This window comes from Thermodesulfobacteriota bacterium, assembly GCA_040753795.1.
Lineage (GTDB): Bacteria > Desulfobacterota > Desulfobacteria > Desulfobacterales > Desulfosudaceae > JBFMDX01.
In genome coordinates this window covers 280,367-305,090 of sequence record JBFMDX010000001.1, presented here as the reverse complement: position 1 = coordinate 305,090, position 24,724 = coordinate 280,367, and the positions used below count along the sequence as shown (strand labels likewise).

Genomic DNA, 24,724 nt, shown 5'->3' with positions numbered 1-24,724 from the left:
GGGTCCGATGAATACTATTCCGCCCCATCGTCCCCGCCCAGCTGCTGAAAAATGGCCGTCTTCTGCCGCTTTTCCATATCGGACTGACATTTAACGCAATACCTCACACCGGGCAGGGCCTTGCGCCGCCCCTCGGGAATAGGCTCGTCGCACTCGTCGCAATGCGTCGCGCTCTCTCCCGCGGGCAGGCGGCTTCGGGCCTGCTCAACCGCGGACTGGACGGTGGCGTCTATCTGATCCTGGACATTCCCGTCGCGGGACCAACCTACGGCCATGGATGACTCCCCATATTTCTATCAAGAATAAACGGTATACTCACTATTTAATTGTAAGGGGGCGAAAAACGGAATTCAAGGGCTTTTCCGCGGCAGGGTCGAGTCACGGCGACACCGGATCAAGGGCATCTTAATCTTTCTTGTCTCCGCTCCGGAAAATTTGAATCAGGCCCGCCGCCGCCAGAGCGATCGACACGCCAAGGCCGAATCCGGTGAATGCAGTCCGGGCAAGAATGGATGCTCTGATTTTATCCCAGTTGTTGAGGCGGACGGTGACATCCCGGCTGGCGATCGGGTAGGGCTTGCCGCCGGCGTCCAGACCGGTCAGGGTTCCGTCAGCGATATGCTTTTGCAGCAGTTTTCCGGAAATATAAACCTCAGCATTATTTTTTGTCTCCTCCAGCGGCAGCCGCATATCATTATGGGTCCACCAGATGCTGTTATCCCCCCGATACGCCTGGTATAGATCCGAGACAAAGCTTGAGCCGATCAGGAACATACCGGTCAGGCCTATCCACAACACTGAATTGATTGATCTGCCTGCCATACTTTCTTCTATGCCTCCTCTTTCTGTTGCGGGAGATAATCCACCCGGGCGGGCGAAAACACTTCGACCGCGATTGAATCCTCCAGAGCCCGTCCACCATGGGTCACGTTCATGGGAATGCACCAGGAGTCGCCGGCGGTTGCATCGTATTCCGTGTCCCCGATTTTCAGGACCATGCGCCCCCGGACCAGATAGCCGGTCTGTTCATAAGGATGGGTGTGGTCCGGCAGCACGCTGCCGGCCGCCAGGATAAACTCGGTCATCAATGTCCGCTCACCGAAAACGAGGGTCTTGCGCCGGATACCGGGGAGGGGGTCGGCGTAGTTGTCGCTGCTGTGTTTTTCAAACATATGGACTATTCTTTTCTCCCTTTTTTTTACGGCAGCACGGCGAACACCCGGGCCGGCGCGCCGGTCCCGTCCCTGATGAGCATGGGCATGACATAAAGCATGGCGCCCGTTGGCGGCAGCTTGTCAAGATGGGCGATATTCTCAAGGCCCAGTTTTCCGGCCCCGCAGCAGATGCGATGCACGGGGAAGTCCGTTGATTTTCCGTAATCAATACTGGGCGTATCCAGACCGATGCCTTTTATGTTTCTCTCCCGAACCAGATATTCAGCGGTCTCCGCGGAAAACCCCGGAAAACTCAACTCGGGCAGGGCTTCCGGACCGGACTTGTCAGTACCCAGTACTTTTCTCCTGTCCGGGTAATAACGGGTATCAATCCCGGTATACATCAGCACCCAGGCATTATCCGGTATCCGCCCGTATTGCTTTTCCCATTGTTTGATATCGTCCACCGTCAGGAGATAGTCCCTGTTTTCCTGGCATTTTGAACCCACGTCGATTTTAACGGCCGGACCGATCCAGTCGGCCAGGGGAACCTGATCAATGGTTTTTCCGTTTTCGGCAAAATGGATGGGGGCGTCGGCGTGGGTCCCCCCATGTTCGGAAGCGCCGTAATTGTTGGCGGCATACCACCAGCCGCTGTCTAAAACCCGCCAGTTCAGCTTTTCCAGTTTAAACGGTTCCGCCGTGGGCCAGTAAATAGTGTCGGCATCGAATACAAACGTCATGTCCAGCAGTTTGGCCGGATCCGGGCAACCGGCCGGCGATTGGGCGGCTGCGTCCGGCATGACACCGTAAATCAATAGTACAATAGAATAAAGCCACAAGGCTGCCTGCTTACGGCATTTCATGAGAATCCTCCGTTATCGATAATGCTACAGACGCATGCTCCGTTGCCCGGCGGATTCGTCTGCTCCGCCCCTGCCAATCACACGGTTATGGCATCCCAGACGGGTTTTTCCAGAAACCCGGAAAGCATCGCGGCATCTTCCTTCAGCCGGTTCCGGTTGCCGTGATCAACCACATTGATTCGCCGGCCGTCTTTGAGAACAAGATTCAACTCGTAACTGTAGTAAGAGCTCTTGTTCCCCCGGCAGTATTCAAAAATCAGCTGCAGCGCGTGGATGTTGTCCATCTTCGCGCAGCATTTGATATTCTTCCAGTCCACGACCTCGTTGGGCGCCTCCCGGCCCTTCCAGAAAAAACCCAGACGCCGGTCAAAGACAATCGGGATAGTTCCCTGGTGCAGCAGGTAGACGCCCAGACAGATAAAAACAAGGCCCAAGCCTGCCGGCAATATGGCTCCCGGATTGAACGCCATACCGCCCGTCGACATCCCGGCCACCAGGAAGCCGATCAGCACTCCCGCCCCGATCAGGATAAACGCAAAACTGAACAGCCTGGCGCCCCCCGTTGCCCGGAATTCCATGCGATCCGAACCGACCTTGACCAGCTTGTGCGTTCCGAACGAGGCGCCGCCGCTGACTGCCGGGGTCCATTCGGTCTCCATGGCGAGCGGGTCTCTGAACCGTGAAGGGTCAACGGTGTGGCAGACACCCGTCACGACCTGAAGTTTTTTTGCTATTTTCTTAAGCATGTTGCACCACCCTTGCCTGAAGGAAATTTCAGCGGATAGCAACCCCCCGGCCACGCAGGTAGTTTTTCAGATCCCCAATCCCAATGATTCCAAAATGAAACACAGACGCGGCCAGGAGGATTGTCGCGCCGGCTTCAACCGCCTGGTGGAAATGGACCAGTTCCCCTGCCCCACCGGAAGCCACCACTTCGGCCGACACCGCCTTTTTGATGGCGCTGATCACCGGCAGATCATAACCGGTCCGCGCGCCGTCACCCGCTTTGCTTGTCGGCAAAATAACCGGAACGCCGTAACCGTCAACCCGTTTTGCCCATTCGATCGCGTCCGCGCCGGTGGCTGTCCGTCCGCCATCAACATACACTTCATAGCCTGAAGGCATGGCCGCATTCTGATCCACATCAATGGCTACCGTCACCTTCCCGGCCCCCAGTTCTTTCACCATTTCCTTTATCAGTTCAGGCTTCCGAAAGGCGGCACTGCTGGTCGATACTTTGTCGGCCCCCGCGCTGAGCACTAACTCGGCCGATTTTACATCAGATATGCCGCCGCCGACGGTGAAGGGCACGGTGGTGGCTTCGGCCACGCGTTTGACCACGTCAAGCATGGTGGCACGTCCTTCCACCGTGGCGGTGATATCCAGAAGCGCCAGTTCGTCTGCGCCGGCCTCACAATACGCTCGGGCGCATTCGACCGGATCGCCGGCGTCTCGGATATCCACGAAATGAACGCCTTTGACAACCCGTCCGTTCCGCATGTCCAGACAAGGCATGATTTTAATTACCGGCTCCAAGGGTCTCCTCCTCTTTGTCTTGTTTAATGGTTTATTTATTCCGCTCAATCAAAAAGCATGGCATTATCTGTGTCCCGGGCAATCAATGATGTCGTCAGACACGCCAACCCTGCCCGGCCTGTGTAAGCCTTTGGCCGTTTGAGCTCAGGCCGCTGCCAGTCCGTACCGTCGCGCCTGCGACGTTATTTGTTGTCTGCGGTTTTACAAAGTAGATGCCCCAACGAATGAAACCATACCTAAACATTAAAAGAACGCTCACCCACCACGTTTTTTTTTACTGAAGGTGGTAATTCGTGCAAACCCATCAGCCGTATCAAGTAATTCGAATCCGTTATTCATTTATTTACAAATAACGATTGAACTGTGCGGCCCGGCCGTTTTTTGGCCGGGTCAGCACCAGTGAATTGTTATGCTCATTTTTCCAATTTGCTTTTATTCCTTAAATAAATTTTCATTTTATCAAAATTAGCAAAGAACTTTTCAACCGTTAATTTGTTTCCATCTGAAAATATTATCCGAAGAGTATCTTTATGATATTTTTCACCTCTAAGTTTAGTTTCGATAACGTCATGGACACTATATCGTTTTATCCTTTTGCTATAGATTTTGCGCACATCGATTGAACCATTCGTTATGAGAAGTTGAGTCGAAAACCGATGAAACGCTTAAACCGGTCCAATAATTAATGGGCTAAAAAAAAGTACGGCAATTCCCGTATCTACCCAATTGATCCCTGTGCCGTTGACAATCAACGGCTCGGGATCGGTGACAACAAAATATAGTGAGGTCCAAGCCATAACCGTAGCTACAATTAATAGACCCCACAACCATTTTGGTGCGTATACTTTAAAATCGTCGCTCATAGTACAAAGCATAACATTATAATTATATTGAAATCTCGTCTTCATCCCCCCGGTTGCATATTTATCTATAACTTTGATTAATCACAAGCGATTTATGAAAAGAATGAATTCGTACGCGCATAATGATTTATACATTATAAAACGTATCGGAAAATTGTCTTGACTTTTAAAATAACAGTGTTAATATAACATTGTTATTTTAACGAGGAGCGATCATGCCCAAAGCACCCATGGCCAGGGAAGAGGTGGAAAAATTCCGGAACCGGATTCTGGACATCGCCCTGGACATTATATTAAAGGAAGGGTTCGCCAACCTGAGCATCCGCAAGATCGCCTCGCGGCTGGACGTCACCGCCACCACCATTTACAACTATTACACCAACAAGGACGAACTCAACTTGATGATTCGCGTGCGGGGGTTTGAAACCCTGCACGCCATGCTGAAAAAAGAGTCCGACCGCTTTGCCGATAACATGGAAGAGCAGTTCGGCGCCATGATCCGCGCTTATGTCGATTTCGGGCTGACCTATTCCGGCTACTATGACCTCATGTTCAACCTGCGTACGCCCAAGTACTTGGACTATGTCGGCACACCCATGGAGGCCACCGCCCACTTTGAAAAACAGACCGCCCTGCAGTGCCTTGACCTGTTCGTCCGGCCGGTCACCGCTTTCCTCGGCCCGGGCAACGGACAGAAGGCCGACTTTGTCCAGTACGCGGTCATCCGCTACTGGTCCGATCTGCACGGCCTGATCACCCTGCACAACAGCCGCCTGTTCCACGAGGTGATCGGCGACGTCGAGGCCTTTGTCGGCAAACGGATCCAGGGAATGATCGCTGAACTGATCCAGATAAAAGAACGGTTCGACCGGGGAGAACCCCTGTCGGCCCTGATGCCTGGATAGGGTGAAGATGTCAGGACTCGTTACGAAGCCATCAATAATGACTTTATCAAAAGCCGACAACATAACGGAAAAGCATTCAAGCACGGCCATCCGGCCAAAAGCCTTTTATGAGCAATATTTGATTATTTCGGGACAAAGGTCACGGGGGCCTTCGCGTAAAAAACTTCTCGCTGTCCGAGAGCGAAGCCCGAGTTCGAGAAGTTTAGCGAAGGACGGCGTGACCGCCCGAAATAATCACGTTGCGAATAAAACCGGCTTTTGGCCGAACCGATATGTTCCACGTTACACCACCATGAGCGGGGAGATATGCTATGAATAACGCCGATAAAACAAACAAGACCGGCATCACCAACACCATTGCCAACCTGTTCCTGCGGTTCTTCGCCTTCAACTTTAACCACCGCCCTTCCCTTAACCGCTACCTGAAATCCGATTTCGGGCCGATCAACTTCACCTTCGGCATCCGCACGGAAAACAACAGCGTCCGCCAGGCCCTGCGCTTTGAGGACGGCCGGGTCCGGGTGCTGAAAACATGGCCGGAAAACCCCGACGCCCAGCTCATCTTCGCCGATGAGTCCGTGCTTAAAGAAGCGGCCACGCGGCCGCCCAACGAACTGATGCTGACCCTGATGGAAAACCGCATGGTCACCCGCGGCAACCTGGGGTATCTCCAGCTTTTCAACTTCTATCTCTCCCTGCTGCTCAAGGGTTCCCAGATCCGCCAGTTGAAAAAAGAAACCCGGCAGCAGCACCGGGACTACGACCGCGCTCCGGCCGCTGAAGCGAGCCTTAAAGCCCGCCAGACCATGATGCTGTCTTCCAACGCCAAAGACCCGGGCGTCCGTTTTCTGGATGATCCCTACCTGCCCGAGTTCCGGCTGGAGGACTTTCCCCGGTTAAAAAACTTTCTCAATATCCACCTGGCCGAACGGGCCGCCATCTGCCACGAACGGCCCCTGCTGCTGACCGAGTGGTTTCGGGAAAACGGCTTTGAAACCCGGACGGACGGACGGCCCTGGGTGCCGGAATTACGCCAGGCCGGGGCTTTCAAGTACCTGATGGAAAACCGCCGGCCCATTATCCGCAAAAACGACCTGGTGGCCGGCACTACCACCGCCCGGGAAGTGGGCGTGGTGCTTTACCCGGACGCCCACGGCACCATGATCTGGGGCGAGCTGATCACCGCGCCGTTCCGGCCGCTCAACCCCTACGACGTGGACCCGGAGACCATCGAAGTCCTGCACCACAAGGTCTTTCCCTTCTGGGTCCACCGGAACTTCCGGGAATGGGTCCGGGAAAACAGGGATTATCCCTTATGCCAGAAACTGGACGAGCGCTTTGCCGCCTGCTTCCTGTGGAAGACCGTGGCCCTGTCCCACTCCATCATCAACTACCCCAAAGTGCTGTCCCTGGGCACGTCCGGCATCATGGCCGGGATCGACCGGGAACTGGAGGCGACACCCGGGACCGAGCAGCAGAAGCACGACACCCTGGCGGCCATGAAGCTCTGTCTTCAGGGCATCAACGCCTATGCCCGCAATCTCTCTCTTCAGGCTAAAAAGGAAGCGGAACAGGAACGGGATCCGGTCCGTAAAAAAGAGCTGGAAAAGCTGACCGCCATCTGCGCCCGCGTACCTGAGCATCCCTGCGCCACCCTGGACGAGGCCGTCAACGCCATGTGGATCCTGTGGGTAGGCGTGCACATGGAAAACACCAACGCCGGTTTCTCCCTGGGCCGGCTGGACCAGTGGCTCCAGCCCTATTTCACGGCCGACCTGGAAAAAATTCCCGGCGAGCGGGAACGACGGGACTACATCCGCCACGCCATCGAACTGATCGGTTGTTTCTACATGCGCTGCACCGATCACCTGCCCCTGATCCCGGACATCGGCAACTACCTGTTCGGCGGCAGTTCCTCGGACCAGGCCATTACCCTGGGCGGGGTCACGCCCGAAGGCGAGGACGCGGTCAACGACATGACCTATATTTTTTTGAAAGTGACCGAGATGCTCTGCATCCGCGACCCCAACGTCAACGCCCGCTACAACGATAAAAAGAACAGCGACGCCTACCTGCGGCGCCTGTGCGAGGTCAACCTCAACACCACCGCCACGCCCTCCATCCACAATGACGAGACGGTCATGGCCTCCCTGGCCGAGTTCAACTACCCCATCGAGCATCTGCGGGACTGGTCGGCCACGGGCTGCGTGGAGCCGACTCTGTCCGGCCGTCACATCGGCCACACCAACTGCATGATGTTCAACATGGTGGCGGCCCTGGAAATGGCCCTGCACAACGGCTATCACCCCCTCATGCGCTGGGACCTGGGACCGAAGACCGGGGACATCACGGCCGGGACCTTTGCCGACTTTGAATCCTTTTACAAGGCCTTTGCCGAGCAACTGGCCTTCCTGGCCGACCAGTCCTGCCAGTACAACAACCTGCTGGGCGAGGCCCACCAGGCCATCCGGCCCACGCCCTACATTTCGGCTCTCATTGAGGGACCGCTCAACAGCGGCCGGGACGTGACCCGCGGCGGGGCCCAGTACAACTCCTCGGGCACGGCCTGCATCGGCCTGGCCGATATCACCGACTCGCTCATGGTCATTAAAAAACTGGTCTTTGAGGAAAAAAAGATCGCCTTCCCCGAACTGCTGGCGGCGGTGCGAAGCAATTTTGAGGGCCGGCCGGACCTGGCCGCCATGGCCCGGACCCGGGTGCCCCTGTTCGGCTCCGGCAATGCCGAAGCCCTGACCGTGGCCAACCGGGTCACCCGCCTGGCCCACGATATCTTCTGGTCGCACACCAACTACCGCGGCGGCCGGTACACGGCCGGGTTCTGGTCCATGTCCAACCACGTGGCCTTCGGCACCCTGACCGGCGCCCTGCCTTCCGGCCGGCTGGCCGGCAAGCCGTTCACGCCGGGCCTGACACCGGAAGCCCACGCCTCCAAGAGCATCCTGGACAACATCCGCGACGTTTCCTGCCTGGACCCGGCCAGCATGAACAACAATATCGCCTTCAACGTCAAGATCGTTCCGGCTCCAGGCGACAGCCACGAAAAAGCGGTGGACAATATTTACTCCTATGCCAAAGCCTACAGTGACCTGGGCGGCATGCAGGTGCAGTTCAACGTGGTTTCGTCGGCCACCCTGCGCGACGCCATGGCCCATCCGGAAAAATACCAGAACCTGCTGGTGCGTATTTCCGGGTACAACGCCTATTTCGTGACGCTCAACCGCGACATGCAAATGGAACTGATCGAACGGGCCGAATTCGGCGTTTAATGAAAGGACATTCCATGACTCCGGAAAGCAGAACGCCGCTGATCCTGGAAATCAAGGGCAACAGTCTGGATGACGGACCGGGTATCCGTTCGGTGGTGTTTTTCAAGGGCTGCCCCCTGTCCTGCGTCTGGTGCCACAACCCGGAAAGCAAAAAGCCGGGACCGGAAATATCTTTTGACCCCAAGGCCTGCGTTGACTGCGGCACCTGCCGCAAGAGCTGCCCGGAAAAAGCGCTGTCTTTAGACAACCCGGGATACATCGACCGTAAGCGCTGCACCCTCTGCTTTCTATGCGCCGACGCCTGTCCGTCCGGCGCCTTGAGCCGGGTGGGGCAAAGCCTGACCGTGACCCGGGTTCTGGAGAAAGTCCTTCCGGACAAGCCCTTTTTCAAGGCTTCCGGCGGCGGGGTCACCCTGTCCGGCGGCGAGCCGACGCTATTTGCCGAATTTGCCGGGGAACTGCTGGCCGCATTGAAAAAAGAAAACATCCACACCCTGCTGGAGACCTGCGGGTTATTTGATTTTGACCGCTTCATGGACCTGCTTTACCCGCGCCTGGACGCCGTCTATTTTGACATCAAAATTTATGACGACCAGTCGCATCGGCAGTATTGCGGCGTTTCCAACAAAAAAATTCTGGAAAACTTCGAAACGCTTTTAAACGTCACAGCCGCCGACGGTAAGACGCTGCTGCCCCGCACGCCGCTGATTCCGGGGATTACCGACGGTGAGGATAACCTGACGGCCATCGCCAGGTATTTGAGCCGACTGGGAGTGAAGGAATCGGCCCTGCTGGCCTACAACCCCCTCTGGCACGAGAAGACCGACAAGATCGGCTGCGACAATTCCTGCCGGAGCGACGCGGCCATGACCAAGTTCATGCCGGCGGACGCTGTAGCTCGGTGCAAGGAAATATTTAACGGTTACGGTATAAAGGTTTAACAGGCATGAGGTGATTTCCAGCTCCTGATCGTTTTCGGGGATCATCAAACGCCTTCGCTGAAATTTCAAAAACTCGGCCTGAAGGCCTCAAACAGTTTGAAATTTCGACGTTCAGGCCTTTGATGATCTCTTTCCCGAAAACAATCAACGTCGCTTGGAAAATCACCCCATGCCTGTTTACCGGTCGGCCCTCTAAAATTGATTTAATGAAAAGGCGTTTAATTTTTTAATTGGCTCGTGAAAAGCCTTTTTGTGAGCGACCATCGAACATTTCGGGGAAAAAGGGCTCAAAGGCCTTCGCGTTAAAAATTTCTCGCTGTTTGAGGGCGAAGCCCGAGTTCGAGAAATTTAGCGAAGGACATTGAGACCGCCCGAAATGATCGGGGAGCGAACAAAACGGGCTTTTCACGACTCCACTATAAAATGCTCAATATCGGAGATTTTGAAAACGAGCGGTCGCTTTTAAAATAACCCCGGAGCATTGTTCCAATAATTACCGTTCATCGTGTCTAAAGACGGAGCAGAGGATGGAAAGCATCGACAGAATCGCCCAGCCGGTGCTGGTCACCGGCGCCTCGGGGTTTATCGGCCGCCGGGTGGTGGCCAGGCTGCTGGAAGCCGGCGTGGCGGTACGGGCCCTGGTGCTGCCGCACGAACAGTTACCGGAAGAGTGGGGAACGAAAGTGGACATCGTCCGCGGGGATATTGCCGACCCGGAGGCGGTGCGGCAGGCGGTGGCCGGCGCCGGCACCATCATCCACCTGGCGGCGGTGGTGTCGGACTGGGGAGATGAGGCGCTGTACTGGAAGTACACCGTTGACGGCAGCCGGCTGGTGTTTGAGGAGGCCCTCCGCAACAACAGCCGGGTGGTGCTGACCGCCAGCGTCGTGGTTTACGGGGACAACGTCCGCAAGCGCCCCTGCCCGGAAGAGACCCCCTACGGCCGGGCCTTCGGGCCCTACAGCCGGACCAAGCAGGCCCAGGAAAGGCTGGCCTGGGAATACTACCGGGACAAGGCCCTGCGCCTGACGGTGGTGCGGCCGGCCAACGTTTACGGGCCGGGCTCCGGCCCCTGGCTGCATGACATTATCGACGTACTCAAGAGCGGCGCGCCGGGCCTGATCTCCGGGGGCAAAGGAAACGCCGGTCTGGCCTATGTGGACAACGTGGCCGACGTTTTGATCCTGGCCGGTCTGGATGAAGAAACCGTCGGCCGGGTTTACAACGCCGGTGACGGCCTGGATGTCACCTGGAACCAATATTTCCATGATCTGGCCGCCATGATCGGCGCCAAAAAACCGGCTTCGGTGCCCCGGCCCCTGGCGGCCGCCAGCGCCGTTGTTTTTGAGTCCCTGTGGAAACTGTTCCGTGTAAAAAAACGGCCGCCCCTGACCCGGGAGGCGCTGAACCTGGTCGGATCGGACAACCGTTTTCCCAACGGCCGGACGGCCCGGGAACTCGGCTATACCCCGCTGGTTTCCTATGCCGAAGGCATGGCCCGGACCAAAACTTATCTTGAGCAATATCTCAAAAAATAGAGGAGAAAATCATGGCTTTTTTTTCCGGAAAACTCGCCTATATCACCGGCGGCTCCAGCGGCATCGGCCTGGAAGTCGCCCGCCTGCTTGTTTCCCAGGGATGCAGCCTGGTGCTGTTTGCCAGGAAACAGGCCGGCCTGGATCAAGCCCGGCAGACGCTTGAAAAAAAAGCCGTTGATTCCGGACAGCGCGTCGACACGGTCGCCATGGACGTGGCCGACAACGACAACGTCCGGCAGAAAATAAAGGAGGCCGTGGAGCGTTTCGGCGTGCCGGATATCCTGATCAACAGCGCCGGCATCGGCACGGCCGGCTACTTTCAGGATCTGTCCTATGAGGCCTTTGACCGCATCATGAAAATCAATGTCTATGGCACGCGCAACACCATCAGCGCCGTTCTGCCGTTCATGAAAGCCCGCGGCTGGGGACATATCGTCAACCTGTCTTCGGCGGCCGGCCTGCTGGGCATGTTCGGCTACAGTTATTACAGCACCAGCAAGTACGCCCTGGTGGGATTGTCCGAATGCCTGCGCAGCGAACTTAAACTGATAAACATCCACGTCACCGTGGTCTGCCCGCCGGAAGTGGACACCCCCTTTGTCGCGGAAGAGGCCGCGTCCCTGCCGCCGGAAGGACGGGCCGTAAAAAGCCTGGCCGGCCTGCTTAAACCCGAACACGTGGCCCGGACCATCGTTGCCGCCATCAAGCGGAAGAAGTTTCTGGTGGTGCCGGGGCTGGCGGCGAAATTCCTCTATCTGAACCACCGCCTCAGCAACGGCTTTTTCACCCATCTGTTTTCGGATCTGCTGGTCGCTTTTGTCGCGAGAAGAAAAGGGCACAAGGTATAAGGTTTAGGGTTTAAGGTTCAAGGCTGATTACCCTGAACCTTAAACCCTGCATCTTAAACCTTTAATAACGCCCGGGCCGTGTCCAGCATGCGGTTGGCGAAACCCCACTCATTGTCGAACCAGGCCAGAACGCTGACCCCGGTACCGCCGCTCAAGGCATTGCCGCCAAAAACCCGGGTCTGGGAGCCGTCGATAACCGCCGAGCGCGGGTCATGGTTGAAATCGCAGGAGACCAGCGGCAGTTCCGTGTAGCCCAGGATGCCCGCCAGCTTGCCTTCGGCGGCGGTCTTCATGATGCGGTTCACTTCCCGGACATCGGTTTTATTGTTCACCTGAACGGTCAGCTGCATGGCCGAGACATTGGTGATCGGTACCCGCAGGGCGATGGCCTGAAACCGTCCGGCCAGGTGGGGCAGCAGGCGGTCCACCCCGCCGGGCAGCGCCGTGTCGACCGGAATGACCGACTGGCTGGAACTGCGGGATTTACGCAGATCCCGGTTATGGTAAGCGTCGATCACCGGCTGATCGTTCATCATGGAGTGAATGGTGGTGATCATGCCGTGCCTGATGCCCAGGTGGCAGTCCAGCACGTGGATCACCGGCACAATACAGTTGGACGTGCAGGAGGCGTTGGAAATAATGGTGTGGTGGTTCTTCAGTGTCTGTTCGTTGATGCCGTAAACAATGGTGGCGTCCACTTCCGTTCCCGCCGGACAGGAGAAGATGACCTTGCGGGCGCCGCTTCTGATATGCCCTTCGGCCACTGCCCGCTGCGTAAAAGCGCCTGAACACTCCATGACCGCGTCCACCCCGAGTTTGCCCCAGGGGAGCCGGGAGGTGTCTTTTTCGGAAGAAACGGCGATGGGGTGTCCGTTGATCAGCAGCGTGCTGTCCTCCCAGGCGACTTCCCCCTGAAAAGGGCCGTGCGTGGAATCGAATCGGGTCAGGTGGGCGACGGCTTCGATATGGGACAGGTCATTGATGCCGACCACTTCAAATTCCGGAAATCGCCCGGACTCATAGAGCGCCCTGAGAACGCATCGCCCGATGCGGCCGTAACCGTTGATGGCCAGCCGGTAACCCATCTTCTCCCCTTTACCATGCGTTTGTCTTATTCGTTGCTCCCGAACAGAAATCCGGTTATACCAGAAACCCGAAGGCCATGGCAAACCCGGTTTTTGTCCGGGGTTTATCCCCCGGATTCATCTTTTCTTTGACAAGGGCAAAATATCTGTTTATATAGTAGGTTATTCAATTGACAATGATATCTGGAGGGGAACATGGATCATATTGATATTGAAAACGGAAAAATCAGATTTGAGGACAAGTGGTATTCCGCGGATGATCTCAAGAAGGAGATTCAGGACAAAATCAACACCGGCGACATGAAATTTTCACGGCAGGCCGCGCTGCTGGAAGAGTTGAACACCGCCATGGAAACCGCCCATGTCCTGGAAGCCCGAATTGTCCTGACCCAGGAACAGTATGAAAAGCTGATCCTGATCGGCGGCGGCAACGACAGTAAGTGCGTCCGCAAGGCGGTTCTGGCCTACATCGAAGATAACGATAGCGAAACGCCTGAAGTTGAATTTGTCGCCAGCGATGACAAGACCGCGGACAAAAAACCGGCCGGCGGCGCCAAAAAGAAAACCATGACCATCAACTGCTCCAAGTGCGCCGCACCCATTGAAATTGACATGACGGACATGCCCTCGGAAATCCGCTGCCCGAGCTGCAATGCCCGGGGCGTTCTGAAAACCCATAAGAACAAGCCGAATTTCCAGGATCACTACATGGGATAGGGCGGAAGAGGTCCCGCTAACGGCCGCCCCTACAGATCGTAAGGGGTCAGGCTTTCAAATCCGTCACCCGTCACGACAATGGTCTGCTCGAACTGCGCGGACAGGGAGCCGTCCCGGGTGACGGCGGTCCAGTTATCGGCGAGAATGCGGATTTCTTTTCTGCCCAGATTAATCATGGGCTCAATGGTGAACACCATGCCGGGAATCAGCATGATTCCCTCGCCCCTTCTCCCGTAATGGGGCACCTGCGGCGGTTCGTGAAAATCCAGTCCTACCCCGTGCCCCACGAACTCCCTGACCACGGAGCACCCCCGCTGTTCCACATGATTCTGGATGGCCCAGCCGATGTCGCCGATGGTTTTCCCGGGCGCCACCATTGATAGGGCGCTTTTCAGGCATCCCCGGGTGACATTAACGATCTTGAGGGCATCCTTTCCGGGAGCGCCTACAAAATACGTCTTGTTCACGTCGGCATAGTACCCGTTCAGGATGGGGGTAACATCCACGTTGACGATATCGCCCTCTTCTATGACGCGGTTTCCGGGTATGCCGTGACAGACCACCTCATTGATCGAAACGCAGACGCTTTTTGGAAATCCCCGGTAATTAAGAGGCGCTGGAACGGCATTATGTCTTAAGGTAAACTCATGGACCAGTGTATTGATCTCTTCAGTCGTCATCCCCGGCTTAAGCGCTTCTTCAACCATGTCAAGGGTGTCCATGGCAAGGCGACCGGCTTTGCGGATCCCCTCGATCTCCTCCCGGGTCTTGACCCTGATCTCAAACCGGTCCTGATACACCTTTTCCAGCCGCTTCGCCCCCTCTGACGAAAGCAGGCAGCATTTTGCGTATTTCTGCCCGCTGCCGCAGGGGCATAACATGACCTTCCCGGTCGCCAGGGTGCCTCTTTTTCTGTGTTTCATCCGTCGATCCCTGCTGATTGATTCCGGAGCAATCCGGTGCACCTGATTTTCATTATAGTCAACGCGGCTATCTTTTACAACCTTCGATCGGGAATGCAAAGTCTCTTTTTTTTTTGCAAATCGTGAATAAGTGGGTATAATACATATTTACCGACCGGGGGGTCGTGGTCCATCCGAAGGCGGAACGTTCCTACAATTTTGAATTGACGACGATAATCATGAAACAGAAGCTCTACAACGCGCCGACAACCATTCAAGCGCCCGACACGGTAAGGGCGGATATGCTGGAAGCCATGGACTACGCCTACGCGGGGAAGCGGGCCATTGACATCGAAATCCTTCAGCCCGAATTTACCTCCGTCTGCCCCATGACCGGCTTGCCTGACTTCGGCCGCATTACCATCACCTACACGCCGCGTCGGAAAATTATTGAACTCAAATCCTTGAAATACTACCTGATGCAATACCGGAACGTGGGAATCTTCTATGAGCATGTCGTCAATAAAATCCTGGATGATCTATCCGGCGCCCTGTCCCCGGCGCGCATGACGGTGACCGGTGAATTCACCTCCCGCGGCGGCATATCCACCACGGTGACGGCAACGGGAGCATCCCGGACGAAAAAACAAACCATGAGGTCAGCCAAATGAGCATGATTGAAGCCTTTTTCCATGTTATCGAAGAAACGAACTGCCCCATTTACGAGGAAAAGGACGAATTTAAGTTCTTCGGCAACGCCCTGCACCTGCCCAACGGCAAGCCCATGTGCACCATACTGGTGGACGATATCAAGGCCCGGATCGACGAGGGAGAAGAAGTCCTGTCCGGGGGGGAGGATTCCGGAACCTTTTTCTGCAGCGGGTGCACGGGTAAAATCCGGCTGCAATACGAAAAAGGGACGGAGTATGTTTTTGAAATCGAAGACCCTCATGAAAACGCCAAGGAAAATATCGCCAAGCTGTTAAGCACCTTCTCCTTCTTTAAAACCCTCAAAAAACACGAGGTACGCTACCTGATTCCCTTTATCCGGCACAAGCAGTTCAATAAGGGAGACATCATCATTCAAAAAGGCCAGCCTGGAAAAAATCTCTTTGTGATTCTTGCCGGTATGGTGGAAGTGCTCGGTAACAACGACATCAATATCGCCTTTCTCGGCAAGGGCGAGATCATGGGTGAAATGAGCCTGATCAGCGGGGACGCGGCCGGCGCCACCATTAAGGCCGTCGAACCGACCAAGGTGATCTTTCTAAACAGCCGCAATTTCCGGCGGCTGCTCAGAAAATTCCCGACCCTGCAGATGTATTTTGCCACCCTGCTGTCCAAGCGACTGTCCAAAACCAATACCGCCCGGTCAGATGAGCTGGAATCGGGCATGTCCGGCAACCTCACGGAAATGCCGCCTTCGGAACTGCTACAGGCCTTGAACATGAACCGCAAGACCGGGGTACTGACCTTCGGGCTGGAGGGGAACCGGACGGCCGCCATCACCTTCAAGGAGGGAGAACTCGTTCGCGCCAAACACGGCAACCTGGTCGACAAGGAGGCCTTCTGGGAGGTGTTGCGGGAAAGAAAAGGCCGTTTCAAATTTGTGCCGGGTCTGCCTCCGGAGGAAGAATCGAAGAGTGAAATCGGTCAGTTCATGTGGTTGCTGATGGAGGGACTGTCCCGCATGGACGAGGAATCCTATCAGCAAACCGAAAAAAAACGTTTCAGCGAGTAACCGCGTTCCCGGCCGCTTAAATCCGACCGCACTATGTCAGTTCCCGGCCTCTTCAGGCGCGATGGCCGCAAAAAAAGCGACCGGACCTCGCTTAAAAAGAAGTCCGGCCGCCGAATATTCGCCTGAAAGTCCTTAACGCTATTTCAAAAGATGTTTTCCCAGTCGTTTGCCCAGGGCGAGAATCGTGTAAGTCGGCGGCAACCCCCATGCCTTGGGAATAACGGAGCAGTCGCAGACATACAGGTTGTCAAATTGCTTGGTCTTGAGATCGGAATCGAGCAGTTCGCCGATTTTGACCGTGCCTCCGGGGTGCGCGGCCAGGATCCAGGTCTTGTGAATCCCGGTGGCCCCGGCATTCTTCAAAATTTTCCGGGCGTGCTCGTAACCCATTTTCAGCTTTTCCCGGTCCCCTTTCACCAGCCGTTTCCTGATGCCTTCATGATCGGTCAGGCATCCCCCCAGATCGTCTCTGACCTTAACCATGATCCGAACGACATTCTTATGGGAAAAACACCGGTGGGGCCGGAACCCGGACAGGGAGAAGATGGTGTTGAGCATGTTCGGCAGGGCCATATCGGTCATGACAAACCCTTCCTCACCAAAATGAATCCCGGCGGACATGGGAATCTCATTCTCATCCTTGACGCCATCCACATAGCCGGCCACGGAAATGAGCGGGTCAAAGAAGAAGTCATAGCCCGCCTCCCTGATGCCGCTCTGCCTCAGGATCAGAGGGGACCCGATGCCGCCGGCGCTGACGACGACTTTTTCCGCGAAGGCTTCACAGGCGGTGCCGCCCTGGGTATAGCGTACCCCCACGGCCCGACCGTCTTTGATGATCACTTCTCTGACCCGGGCGTTGTTGATCAGCTCAGCGCGATGTTTAACGGCATCATCGACAAAAATCCGGGCGTTCCATTTGACATCGTTGGGATCGCCATAATAAAAATTGCCGAACTTCTGGGTCTTCCGGTCCCATCGCTCCTGATACATGAACTTGTTGAGCTTCTTCCAGTCATACCCCAGTTCCCGGGCGCTCTTCATGATAAGCTTGGCTTTGGCGCCCATCACCTCATCAGACAGCGGCCCCACGGGAACTTCCTTCTTAATTTCATCGGCCTCTTTAGAGGCATCAATTCCGTAAGATTCCAACATCTTAAATGGGATATCAAAGCAGGTTCCGTAATAGAAGACGGAACTGCCTCCGGTGACAATACCCCGCACCATGCCGACCAGCTCGCTGGTAAACAGCATGCTCTTAAACGGGAAGCACTGCATCAGGGCATATTGCCAGAACACGCCGCGCAGGTTGGGATACGAGCCGCGCTCCAGCATCAATACGGATTTACCCGCCCGGGCTAACTCTCTGGCGACGGTCGCCCCTCCCGGACCGGTACCGACTACAATGACGTCATATCGTTTACTACTGGCGTTCATCTGAACCTCCTTTATTACTTACCAACGAAGTATATACGGAATTTACGACCAACATCTTGTCGATTGTCGACAATATTAACCGGGCAATCCCGCAAAGTCAAATAAAAAAAAATAAAATCCTTTTCCCTGATTCTTTTCCATCAGCGAACAGTTTTAAAACTATTTGATAATAGAATACAATCGTGGTAACTGCAAAGTTAAAAGATCAACCTTCTACAAAGGGGAGACGCATGTACGACAGAAGCAAATGTGTTTTATGCGGCCAGTGCCGCGACCGGTGCCTGTATATTGGCTATGAACCGGGAACCGGTGCTGCTGCATGGAAAAAACTGGTCAACGGCGAACCTGTCTCCTGGCTTTCCCAATGCATTACCTGCTTTGCCTGCAACGAATATTGTCCCCACGGTGCCCGACCGTTTGACCTGATCCTGCAACGGATGGAGGAAAGAGGCGATTATGTGGATCCGCAGCTGCTTTCCATGGCGCAACAGATGTTCACGCCGAGAAAGCCGTTCACTCCTCCCCAGGCCGGTCGCCAGGCCCTGTCGCTGTGCACGATTTACACCACCATCCCCTGGGCTTTTTCCGGATCGTTGTTTGAGGGCTTGACGCCGTTGAAGGGAACCCATTTTTTCTGCAACCTGATCTACCCCCACATGGGTAACGAAACCCTGATGCGCGAACGCCTTGCGCCGCTCATCGACCGATACGCCTCAACCGGCGTCGAAGAAATCGTTTTTGTCCATGATGACTGCTATGCCGTCATGACCGACGCGGCGGACCGCTTCGGTCTGAAGCTGCCGTTTAAGCCCGTTCATCTGTTCGAGCATCTCCGCGACCGGCTGCGGGCCCGCCAGGCCGACATTCAGCCCCTGAACCTGAAAGTCGCCTATCAGCGGCCCTGCGCCTCCCGACTGACCCCATGGAAGGAGCCCCTGCTGGACGAAATTTTCGAGTTGATCGGCCTCACCCGCGTGAACCGCCGTTATGACCGGGACAACGCCATGTGCTGCGGACAGGACATGCACGGTATCCAGAAGAGAGGCGACAAGTTCCCGGCCTTCAAAATGGAAAATATCCGTGATGCCCGCCAGGCCGGAGCCGAAGCCATGGTTTATCTCTGCCCCATGTGCCTGGACGCCCTGGGCAAACCGGCCCGTGAAAACGGGCTGCGCAACTACATGATTTCCGATCTGTGCCGGCTGGCCGTGGGTGAGACGCTGCCGGACGAGGCGAATCAAGTCCTATACGGCTGAAGCGACTTCACCAAACGAAATGCCGATGTCCCGGGCGGTCTGAATGCTGTCGCTGTCCAGGGGCACACCCCGGAAGGATCCGACCACCGTTTCCAGGGGAACGGCGTCGATTCGCGGGGGATTTAAGGCCACCATGTGACCGAACTTCTTTTCTTCCACCAGCCGCATGGCGGCCGCGCCGAACCGCAGGGCCAGCAGCCGGTCAAAGGTCGTCGGTGACCCGCCGCGCTGCAGATGGCCCAGCACCAGTGAGCGGGTGTCCTTGCCGGTCTTCTGGCTGATGGCCTCGGCCACGGCATTGCCGATTCCGCCCAGCAGCACGTCCTGGCGGCCCTTCTCGCCGCCGCCCCGGTGCGTGATCTGCCCGCCGACCGGCTTGGCACCCTCGGCCGCGACCACAATGGCGTAACGCGTCCCCTGCAGTTCGTCCTTCATGATATGATCGCAGACCACGTCGATATCAAACGGAATTTCCGGGATCAGAATGGCCCTGGCCCCGCCGGAAAGGCCGCTGTTCAGGGCGATCCAGCCGGCATGCCGGCCCATGACCTCCACCACCATGACCCGGTCGTGGGATTTGGCCGTGGAATGAAGACGGTCAATGGCCTCCGTGGCGATGCTGACGGCCGTATCAAAACCAAAGGTGGCCACCGTGCCGGCCATATCGTTGTCGATGGTTTTGGGCACCCCGATGACGGGTATGCCCTTTTTGAAAAAGTCATGGGCGATCTTCAGGCTGCCGTCCCCGCCCACGGCGATCAGGCAGTCAAACCCCAGGCGTTTGAAATTGCGCACCACCCGGTCAGAAACGTCCCGGGTTTCCACCTCCCCGGCCGCGTTTTCCACCGGCATCTCAAAGGGATTGCCCTTGTTGGTGGTGCCCAGAATGGTACCGCCGATACTGGAAATATTTTTCACCTTGTCCGGCGTCAGCTGCATGATTTCATCGGTATCCAGCAACCCCTGGTACCCCTGGCGGATGCCGTATACTTCCCAGTTGCGGTTCCAGGCCGACATAACCACCGCCTCGATGACCGCGTTTAGCCCCGGCGCGTCTCCGCCGCCGGTATTGATGGCAATGCGCATTCTTCCTGACATGATACTCCCTCCTCAATGAATTTATTTTAACATAATCAGTTGGAACAGAACCATACCGGCCATTGCCAGCATTGAAAAAACAAAACCGGCGGCCATGGCCGCCGCCATATAGATCAGCACCCGCACAAACAGCCGTTCAAAAACCGGCGTATTCGCGGGAAGGGCTTTCATAACACCGACGGTGATAAGCGCGTGGATGGGGATGAAAAGGATATACATGGGAACGGCAAGTAGTTGAATCCGGCTTTCCGCCTCCCCGGGGGCCAGGGCGGACGGCATTGCCCGGCCGGCCAGAAAAGCCGTCAGCAGCGTGGCCGCCGCGAAGCCAGCGGCCAGCGGCAGAAACCATTGCCAGCGGAACCCCCTTTTTTCAAACAGGGCCGCAAAAACCGCTATATATATTATCTGGATGAATCCGTATATCATCACATCGTCAGCGGTTAAAACAAAATGCAAAAAGAAGGAATCATTTAATTTCAATATCATAGCAGGCATGCCCTAAGGTGTCAACAACCCTTTGCAGGCTGACACACCGCTCCGTAAAATTCTTGACAAAAAACCGGCTTTATTCTATTGTTGAACTTTATTCAATAAATGAACCTCGTTGCAGCAATTTGATCTTGCTGCCGTAAAAAATTTTTATTACGAACCTTGAGACCGGAGGGCGCTTATGGATTTTGATCTTTCCAGGGAACAGACCATGGTTCGCAAGGAGGTCCGAGCCTTTGCCAGGGCGGAGATCGCGCCGATCGCCTCCGAGCTGGATGAAAAAGAAACTTTTTCCCCGGAACTGACCCGCAAGATGGGCGAGATCGGCCTGCTGGGCATGTTCGTGTCCGGCCAGTACGGCGGTCAGGCCATGGATTATCTTTCCTACATCATCGCCGTGGAGGAGATCGCCCGGGTGGACGGCTCCCAGGCAGCCACCATTGCCGCCGGGAATTCCCTGGGCATCGGACCGCTTTACTATTTCGGCAGCGAAGAGCAGAAGCAGAAATACCTGCCCAAACTCTGCCGGGGAGAAGGGCTGTGGGGTTTCGGACTGACCGAACCCTCGGCCGGTTCCGATGCCGGCGGCAGCAAGACCAATGCCGTCAGGGACGGCAATGAATGGGTCATCAACGGCTCCAAGATCTTTATCACCAACGCCGCCTGCGAACTCTCTCTGGGCGTGACCGTGCAGGCTATCACCGGCGTGCGGGACAACGGCAAGCCGGAATACAGCTGTTTTATCGTCGAGCACGGCACGCCGGGCTTTGAGGCCAGGGCCATGCACGGCAAGATGATGTGGCGCGCCTCCAACACGGCCGAGCTCTATTTTAACGACGTGCGGGTGCCGGATAAAAACCTGCTGGGCAAAAAAGGGGACGGGTTCCATCAGATGCTGGCCACCCTGGACGGCGGCCGGCTCTCCATCGGGGCCATGGGCCTGGGTGGGGCCGACGGCGCCTTTGAGCTGGCTTTAAAATACGCCCAGAAAAGAGAGCAGTTCGGTCAGCCCATCAGCAAGTTTCAGGCCATCGCCTTTAAGCTGGCCGACTGTGCCACGGAAATCGAGTGCGCCCGGAACCTGCTCTACAAAGCCTGCTGGCTGCGGAACAACCACCGGCCCTTTGCCAGGGAGGCGGCCATGGCCAAGCTCTACTGTTCCGAAACCATGGGCCGCGTCGTCGACCGGGCCGTGCAGATTCACGGCGGGTACGGTCTGATGAAGGATTATCAGGTGGAACGGTTTTACCGGGACCAGAAACTGCTGGACATCGGTGAAGGCACCTCGGAAATTCAGCGGCTGGTGATCTCCCGTTATATCGGATGCTAACGGGCGACATCCGTCGGAAAGACAATGAAAGGAAACACGCCATGGATAAGCCATATGAACCGCCGCATATCAGCGTCGACTATTTTGAAGACCTGACCGGTGAAATCAAATCGGGGGCAACCGCCGTCAGAGAGGAACGCGTCGGGGAACGCATCCAGCGGTTGCGGACGGACAAGGGCGTATCGCTGGAAGCCCTTGCGGATGCCACCGGCTGTTCAGCGGAAGAACTGGCGGCCTATGAAAACGGTACGGCCCAGCCTCAGCTCGGCGCCCTGATGAAACTTTCCCGTGCCCTGGACACGGTCTTCGGCAAACTGCTCTCCGGCGAGGGCGACAAGGATTTCGCCGTCATCCGCAAGGAAACCGGCATTCCCGTGGAGCGGTCGGCCACGGAAGGGCAGAAAAAGGTCTACAGCTATTTCAGCCTCGGCAGCCGTGTCAAGGGCCGGCACATGGAGCCGCTGATCGTCCACCTGGAGGAAAGCCCCCACGGCAAACCGTCGGTCCATGACGGCGAAGAGTTCATCCATGTACTGGAAGGCAGCGTCAGGTTGGTTATCGATCGGGAGACGCATGAACTGGAGCCGGGCGACAGCGTCTACTACAAATCAACCGTGCCCCATTTGATCGCCTCCGCCCGGGGCAAAGCGGTCATTCTGGCGGTATTATATGAATAACCAGCTTCTCTGGCAGCCGTCACAGGAAAGAATCGAATCCACCAACATGTTCCGGTTCATGGGCCGGATCAATGAAAAATACAAGACCGCCCTGGCCGCCTACCCGGAACTTTACCAGTGGTCCATCGACCATATCCCGGAATTCTGGGCCGAAGTGTGGGATTTTGCCGGCATCGTTCATTCCGCGTCCTACACCCGGGTGGTGGATGATCCGGCCCGCCTGCCCGGGGCCAAATGGTTTGCCGGCGCCAGGCTGAACTTTGCGGAAAACCTGCTGCGATACCGGTACGAGCGGCCGGCCATAATTTTTTCCTGCGAAGGCGGGCCGGTCCGGCGGCTGACCTATGCCGAACTTTACCGCCAGGTCGCCCGCACGGCCGCGGCCCTGTCCGCGGCGGGTGTTCGGGCCGGCGACCGGGTGGCCGGGTTCATGCCCAATATCCCGGAAACCATCATCGCCATGCTGGCCGCGTCCAGCCTCGGCGCCACCTGGTCCTCCTGCTCACCGGACTTCGGCGCCAAGGGCGTGCTGGACCGGTTCGGCCAGATCGCCCCGAAAGTCCTGTTCGCGGCCGACGGATATGTTTTCAAGGGGAAGGCCATCGACAGCCGTCCCCGGGTCGAGGAAATCACGGCCAGTCTGCCGGATTTGAAGCGCGTCGTCATCGTTCCCTACACCGCCGCGGAACCCGACATCAGCGGCATCCGCGACAGCGTGCTGCTGTCCGACTTCCAGGACAAAACGGCCGAGACGATGGACTTTGTCCAGCTGCCCTTTGATCATCCCCATTACATCATGTATTCCTCCGGCACCACCGGCCCGCCCAAGTCCCTGGTCCAGGGCGCGGGCGGCGTGCTCATTCAGCAGCTCAAGGAACTGCTCCTGCATACCGGCCTGAAACGCGAGGATAAGATTTTTTATTTCACCACCTGCGGCTGGATGATGTGGAACTGGCTGACCTGCTCCCTGGCCACCGGCGCCACGGTCATGCTCTTCGACGGCAACCCCTTTCACCCGGATCCGGGAGTACTGTGGCGTTATGCCCAGGACGAAGGGTTCACGGTCTTCGGCACCAGCGCCGGATACCTGAACGCCCTGGCGGCCACCGGGTTGAAACCGGCCGAAAAGTTTGATCTTACGCGGCTGAAAACCATGCTTTCCACCGGTTCTCCATTAAGCGACGAAGGATTTCGTTTCGTGTACCGGGACATCAAGGCCGACCTGCAACTCTCCTCCATTTCCGGGGGCACGGACATCAACAGCTGTTTCGTGCTGGGCAATCCCATCGGCCCGGTTTATGCCGGAGAAATCCAGTGCCGGGGCCTGGGCGTCAAGGTCAACGCCTGGAACGAGGACGGCCGGCGCGTTTATAACGAACCCGGCGAACTGGTCTGCGAGGCAGCCATCCCCTCCATGCCGGTCTTCTTCTGGAACGATCCGGACGGGAAGAAATATCATAGCGCCTATTTCGACCGTTTTCCCGGCGTCTGGACTCACGGGGACTTTATTTCCATCAATGACCACGGCGGCGCTGTCATTTACGGCCGCTCCGACGCCACCCTCAATCCCGGCGGCGTTCGCATTGGCACCGCTGAAATCTACCGCCAGGTGGAAGCCCTGGAAGAGGTCGAGGACAGCCTGGTCATCGGCCAGAACTGGAAGAACGACGTGAGGGTGATTCTCTTTGTCAAGCCGGCGCCGGGACACGTTCTGGACGATGCACTGAAACAGAAAATTCGGGAGGCCATCCGGGCAAACGCCTCGCCGCGGCATGTGCCGGCCAAAATCCTGGAGACGCCGGACATCCCCTACACGCTGAATATGAAAAAAGTGGAGCTGGCCGTCAAGCGGGTGGTGGAAGGCGGTAAGGCCACCAACCGGGATGCCCTGAAAAACCCGGAATGCCTTGATTATTTCGCCGGCCTGGAGGAGTTGCGCCGGGATTAGCCTTACTGTTAGTGATGGCGGGTATATGTGCCGGCGGATTTAAGGACAGGCTTAAATCCGCCGGCTTTTTTCAGGGCACCGCTAAAAATTGCCTTTTGGCTCGATG

General features: G+C 56.5%; 23 protein-coding genes. 12 read left to right on the top strand and 11 right to left on the bottom strand.

Annotated features, from left to right (window positions below; genetic code table 11):
* Nucleotides 1–14: 14 nt before the first annotated feature.
* From AB1724_01345 to AB1724_01320, 6 genes are all read right to left on the bottom strand, one after another.
* A complete protein-coding gene (locus AB1724_01345; protein ID MEW6076436.1) occupies nt 15–275 on the bottom strand; it encodes a DksA/TraR family C4-type zinc finger protein in 261 nt (86 codons plus the stop codon).
* A 130-nt stretch (nt 276–405) separates the two neighbouring features.
* Nucleotides 406–822 carry a hypothetical protein gene (locus tag AB1724_01340; GenBank protein MEW6076435.1) on the bottom strand — a complete coding sequence of 139 codons (417 nt, stop codon included), beginning with the start codon at nt 820–822 and terminating at the stop codon, nt 406–408.
* Nucleotides 823–830: 8 nt separating this feature from the next.
* A complete protein-coding gene (locus AB1724_01335; protein ID MEW6076434.1) occupies nt 831–1,172 on the bottom strand; it encodes a cupin domain-containing protein in 342 nt (113 codons plus the stop codon).
* A 26-nt stretch (nt 1,173–1,198) separates the two neighbouring features.
* The gene (locus AB1724_01330; GenBank protein MEW6076433.1) at nt 1,199–2,020 is read right to left on the bottom strand and encodes a cyclase family protein; all 822 of its coding nucleotides are present in this window, start codon (nt 2,018–2,020) and stop codon (nt 1,199–1,201) included.
* Nucleotides 2,021–2,097: 77 nt separating this feature from the next.
* On the bottom strand, nt 2,098–2,766 hold the full coding sequence (locus AB1724_01325; protein ID MEW6076432.1) for a hypothetical protein: 669 nt from the start codon (nt 2,764–2,766) through the stop codon (nt 2,098–2,100).
* A 28-nt stretch (nt 2,767–2,794) separates the two neighbouring features.
* A complete protein-coding gene (locus AB1724_01320; GenBank protein MEW6076431.1) occupies nt 2,795–3,556 on the bottom strand; it encodes an imidazole glycerol phosphate synthase cyclase subunit in 762 nt (253 codons plus the stop codon).
* A 1,078-nt stretch (nt 3,557–4,634) separates the two neighbouring features.
* Between AB1724_01320 and AB1724_01315 the strand changes: the two genes are divergently transcribed.
* From AB1724_01315 to AB1724_01295, 5 genes are all read left to right on the top strand, one after another.
* Nucleotides 4,635–5,324 carry a TetR/AcrR family transcriptional regulator gene (locus AB1724_01315; protein MEW6076430.1) on the top strand — a complete coding sequence of 230 codons (690 nt, stop codon included), beginning with the start codon at nt 4,635–4,637 and terminating at the stop codon, nt 5,322–5,324.
* 311 nt (nt 5,325–5,635) lie between these two features.
* Nucleotides 5,636–8,611: a pyruvate formate lyase family protein gene (locus tag AB1724_01310; GenBank protein ID MEW6076429.1), complete on the top strand. Its 2,976-nt coding sequence runs from the start codon at nt 5,636–5,638 to the stop codon at nt 8,609–8,611.
* A gap of 14 nt (nt 8,612–8,625) precedes the next feature.
* Nucleotides 8,626–9,552, top strand: coding sequence for a glycyl-radical enzyme activating protein (locus AB1724_01305; GenBank protein ID MEW6076428.1), 927 nt, complete (start codon nt 8,626–8,628; stop codon nt 9,550–9,552).
* A 527-nt stretch (nt 9,553–10,079) separates the two neighbouring features.
* Nucleotides 10,080–11,090 (top strand): NAD-dependent epimerase/dehydratase family protein, encoded by a 1,011-nt coding sequence (locus AB1724_01300; GenBank protein ID MEW6076427.1) that lies wholly within the window; start codon nt 10,080–10,082, stop codon nt 11,088–11,090.
* Between the two features lie 11 nt (nt 11,091–11,101).
* A complete protein-coding gene (locus AB1724_01295) occupies nt 11,102–11,938 on the top strand; it encodes an SDR family oxidoreductase (protein ID MEW6076426.1) in 837 nt (278 codons plus the stop codon).
* A gap of 53 nt (nt 11,939–11,991) precedes the next feature.
* Here AB1724_01295 and AB1724_01290 read toward each other — a convergent pair whose 3' ends face one another.
* A complete protein-coding gene (locus AB1724_01290; GenBank protein MEW6076425.1) occupies nt 11,992–13,023 on the bottom strand; it encodes a glyceraldehyde 3-phosphate dehydrogenase NAD-binding domain-containing protein in 1,032 nt (343 codons plus the stop codon).
* A gap of 195 nt (nt 13,024–13,218) precedes the next feature.
* On the opposite strand from AB1724_01290, the gene AB1724_01285 reads away from it, so the two are divergent.
* Nucleotides 13,219–13,740 (top strand): hypothetical protein, encoded by a 522-nt coding sequence (locus tag AB1724_01285; GenBank protein MEW6076424.1) that lies wholly within the window; start codon nt 13,219–13,221, stop codon nt 13,738–13,740.
* A 29-nt stretch (nt 13,741–13,769) separates the two neighbouring features.
* On the opposite strand, the gene map is transcribed toward AB1724_01285, so the two are convergent.
* A complete protein-coding gene (map, locus tag AB1724_01280) occupies nt 13,770–14,663 on the bottom strand; it encodes a type I methionyl aminopeptidase (protein ID MEW6076423.1) in 894 nt (297 codons plus the stop codon).
* Nucleotides 14,664–14,881: 218 nt separating this feature from the next.
* Here map and queF point away from each other — a divergent pair, with 218 nt between their 5' ends.
* A complete protein-coding gene (queF, locus tag AB1724_01275) occupies nt 14,882–15,313 on the top strand; it encodes a preQ(1) synthase (GenBank protein ID MEW6076422.1) in 432 nt (143 codons plus the stop codon).
* Nucleotides 15,310–16,383: a DUF4388 domain-containing protein gene (locus AB1724_01270; GenBank protein MEW6076421.1), complete on the top strand. Its 1,074-nt coding sequence runs from the start codon at nt 15,310–15,312 to the stop codon at nt 16,381–16,383. The genes queF and AB1724_01270 overlap by 4 nt, the downstream gene beginning before the upstream one ends.
* A 138-nt stretch (nt 16,384–16,521) precedes the next feature.
* Here the strand turns inward: AB1724_01270 and AB1724_01265 are convergent, their stop codons facing one another.
* On the bottom strand, nt 16,522–17,820 hold the full coding sequence (locus AB1724_01265; GenBank protein ID MEW6076420.1) for a GMC family oxidoreductase: 1,299 nt from the start codon (nt 17,818–17,820) through the stop codon (nt 16,522–16,524).
* Between the two features lie 230 nt (nt 17,821–18,050).
* On the opposite strand from AB1724_01265, the gene AB1724_01260 reads away from it, so the two are divergent.
* Nucleotides 18,051–19,076 (top strand): (Fe-S)-binding protein, encoded by a 1,026-nt coding sequence (locus AB1724_01260; protein MEW6076419.1) that lies wholly within the window; start codon nt 18,051–18,053, stop codon nt 19,074–19,076.
* Here AB1724_01260 and AB1724_01255 read toward each other — a convergent pair.
* A complete protein-coding gene (locus tag AB1724_01255) occupies nt 19,065–20,174 on the bottom strand; it encodes an ATP-dependent 6-phosphofructokinase (GenBank protein ID MEW6076418.1) in 1,110 nt (369 codons plus the stop codon). The genes AB1724_01260 and AB1724_01255 overlap by 12 nt on opposite strands.
* A 21-nt stretch (nt 20,175–20,195) precedes the next feature.
* Nucleotides 20,196–20,600 carry a hypothetical protein gene (locus tag AB1724_01250; GenBank protein MEW6076417.1) on the bottom strand — a complete coding sequence of 135 codons (405 nt, stop codon included), beginning with the start codon at nt 20,598–20,600 and terminating at the stop codon, nt 20,196–20,198.
* 244 nt (nt 20,601–20,844) lie between these two features.
* On the opposite strand from AB1724_01250, the gene AB1724_01245 reads away from it, so the two are divergent.
* Genes AB1724_01245 through AB1724_01235 form a run of 3 tightly spaced genes read left to right on the top strand, consistent with a single transcriptional unit; the run spans nt 20,845 to nt 24,618 of the window.
* Nucleotides 20,845–21,993 (top strand): acyl-CoA dehydrogenase family protein, encoded by a 1,149-nt coding sequence (locus AB1724_01245; protein MEW6076416.1) that lies wholly within the window; start codon nt 20,845–20,847, stop codon nt 21,991–21,993.
* Between the two features lie 41 nt (nt 21,994–22,034).
* Nucleotides 22,035–22,670 (top strand): XRE family transcriptional regulator, encoded by a 636-nt coding sequence (locus AB1724_01240; GenBank protein MEW6076415.1) that lies wholly within the window; start codon nt 22,035–22,037, stop codon nt 22,668–22,670.
* Nucleotides 22,663–24,618 (top strand): acetoacetate--CoA ligase, encoded by a 1,956-nt coding sequence (locus AB1724_01235; GenBank protein ID MEW6076414.1) that lies wholly within the window; start codon nt 22,663–22,665, stop codon nt 24,616–24,618. The genes AB1724_01240 and AB1724_01235 overlap by 8 nt, the downstream gene beginning before the upstream one ends.
* Nucleotides 24,619–24,724 lie beyond the last annotated feature (106 nt).